Source organism: Candidatus Angelobacter sp., assembly GCA_035607015.1.
Lineage (GTDB): Bacteria > Verrucomicrobiota > Verrucomicrobiia > Limisphaerales > AV2 > AV2.
Window position 1 is genome coordinate 1 of the sequence record DATNDF010000327.1, and the last position, 2,667, is coordinate 2,667.

The 2,667-nt window shown below is 61.0% G+C and carries 3 protein-coding genes; 1 reads left to right on the forward strand and 2 read right to left on the reverse strand.

The features are described 5' to 3' along the window. Positions 1–319: 319 nt before the first annotated feature. Entirely contained in the window at positions 320–817 is a 498-nt protein-coding gene (locus VN887_13150; GenBank protein ID HXT40952.1) for an SET domain-containing protein-lysine N-methyltransferase, read from the reverse strand. Further along, entirely contained in the window at positions 814–1,860 is a 1,047-nt protein-coding gene (locus VN887_13155; GenBank protein ID HXT40953.1) for a DMT family transporter, read from the reverse strand. The genes VN887_13150 and VN887_13155 overlap by 4 nt, the downstream gene beginning before the upstream one ends. A 106-nt stretch (positions 1,861–1,966) precedes the next feature. Between VN887_13155 and VN887_13160 the strand changes: the two genes are divergently transcribed. Then, positions 1,967–2,667: hypothetical protein (locus VN887_13160; protein HXT40954.1), on the forward strand; the 701-nt coding region annotated here is incomplete at its 3' end.

Here is a 2,667-nt window from a genome sequence, read left to right on the forward strand (position 1 = left end):
TCGGGCGTGTTTTCATTCGCGGACGGTCACGCAGAGGTCAAGAAGTGGCGAGATCCTCGAACCGTCGTGCCAATGAAACACGTGTGGCGGTCTGAGGGCGAGCCTTCTCCGCACAATCCGGACATACTGTGGCTGCGGGAGCGAGCGACGAGCAAGAAACCCGCCGCTTGGTAAGTGCTTGCCAGTGGTGTGAAACTTTCAACTCAGAGCCAGCGAGTCCGCAAGCGAGGCTTTACGCTGATTGAATTGCTGGTCGTGATTGCCATAGGCACTATTCATAACCGAGAATCCCGCTGCATATTCGAACTCGGTACTTGGTTCAGGCAGGGACTCTCTCAAGTTCCTTGCGTTTGCCCAAGGCCTCAAAAAATTCCTCCGCGACGATGTAACCGACGCATTCCGGCGCGCCGCAACGGCAGGGATGTTCGCGGTAATCCTCCAGGCAGTAGCCGTAGTTGAAGGTGAGTTCCTCGCCGGAAGCAATGTCGCGCCGGGCGACGATCCAGATACAGCCGTCAATCAGCTCGGCGTCGCAGTTCGGCGCGCAACTGTGATTGAGGAACCGGGCCGGATTCCACCCCACCGCGCCGTCGAGGTCCCATTCATGATCAAGTTCGAAGATGAAGGTGTTGCCCGTCTCGCAGCGCCGGTTCGATTCCGCTTTGGAAATTCTTTCGCCGACGTATTCAACCACCAGCGTGCCCGCGCGAATCGGCGCGGTCGCAAAACCGCCAACGCCATGAACCGGTGACGGCCTGATTTCAAACGTTGTCGGCGATGGGCGTTCCGGCATCGGACTCGATGAATAACGGTTCATGACGCGGCCGCATCGTCAACCCGGCGGGCGACCGGTTCCTCCCGCCGAACGGGAGTCTCTTTGGCGGATTCGACTGCCACGGTCGCGGGCGCTCTGGACGGCAGTTGGATCAGCACGTTGGCCGCGGTGATGAGTCCTCCACCGATCAGCAGGCTGGCGGTCAGTTTTTCGTTCGCGTATTCGATGGACGACCATCGTGAAAACCACGCCGGCAGAAACAGGGCGAAGGCGCTCGCGAAGACAGGTTCAATGCAATAAATCAATCCGGCCTGAGTGGCGGTCACATGGCGCTGCCAGTGATTCATCAGCAGGTAACCGCCGAAGGTACAGAAGAAGACGAGGATGCCGAGGAACCCGAGCGCCGCGCGCGAATCGTAGGCGAGCAGCCAATCGCCCGCCTGCCGGGTCGTGAGCAGCGCGACGGGCAGACAGACCAGCGCCATGACCGTAAACATCACGATCGAGAAATGGCGCACGTTGTTGGCGGCGTACCGGGGGCGTTCGAGCCACAGGATTTGTCCGGTAAAGATCACCGATGCAGCGATCGTTTCCAGTTCGCCGCGTCCGAAACGCGCGTGCCGCCAGTCCACCCGGGCCAGCACCGCCACACCGACAATCACCATTGTGCAACTCGCAAGAATCCTTTTCGCCGGCCAGCGACGCTCCCGCAGCGCAATCCACAGCGGGATGATGAGGCAGTAGCACTGGGTCAGAAAGGCGGAGGTGGACGCCGGGGTGTAGGCCATGCCATCCACCTGCAACAGGATGCCGCAACCTCCGAAAAGTCCCAGGCCCAGGCCTTGTTCGATTTCCAGCCGCGCGAAGCGCGTCAATGAACGCGGCGAAAGCAGCGACAGAACGAGCGCGGCGGCCGCGAAGCGGTAAATGACGCAGAGCGATGCGATGAACCAGCTGTTGGCGGCAGGCAACAGGTCGCGCTGCGACATCTCCAGCGCCTTGGTGGCGGGAAAACTCAGTCCCCAAAATGCGGTGGCGACGATCAGCATTTGGGTGGCTTTGAGCCGTTGGGCGTCGCTCGACATGGGCGGAACATATCGGGCGTTTCCAGACGAGGCAAAGTGATTCGTTGATTGCGATTCGCGGCGATTTCAGCTAAGCATTGAGCGCGGCCGCGAGCGGGAAGCCGATATGAAACATCGCCCGTCCAGTTGTCGTTCGATGCCAGGCGGAATTCTTTTCGCGAGTTCGCTTCTCACGGCGGGTCTTCACACGATCAACGCGGCCGTGATCAGCGTCACTCCCGCCGATTCCTACGCCAAAATGGAGGCCGCGCGCGCGGGCGACGAGGTGGTCATCGCGCCGGGCACGTATGCTTTTCGTTTGTACTTCAGCGCCGCGGCGTCGCCGGACAAACCCATCGTCATTCGCGCGCAGGATCCGGCGAACAAGCCGGTGTGGGACCTGAGCGGCACGCTGGTGGAAAACGCGCCCGGCAGTTACACGGCGGGCGACCGCGGCCGCGGCGGCTGGCAGTTCAGCGGCGCGAGCAACTACCAAATTTCAGGGATTGTTTTCAATGGTTGCCGCACCGCCGGCCACAACTCGGCCGGCGTCCGCTACTACAACGGCTCGACCAACCTTTACTTCAAGGACTGCGTCTTCCGGTTGAACGACAACGGAATCACCGGCGGCACGCAGGAAAGCGCGGCAACGGTGGAATTCTGCGAGTTCGATCGGAACGGCAACACCGCCGCGTCGTTGTCCGCGCCGACGCATAATCTCTACATTTACGGCGGCGTCTTCGCGATGCGGTTCTGTTACGTCCACGACAGCGTGCAGGGCCAGAACTTTCACATCCGCTCGCGCATCGCGACGCTCGAATACAACTG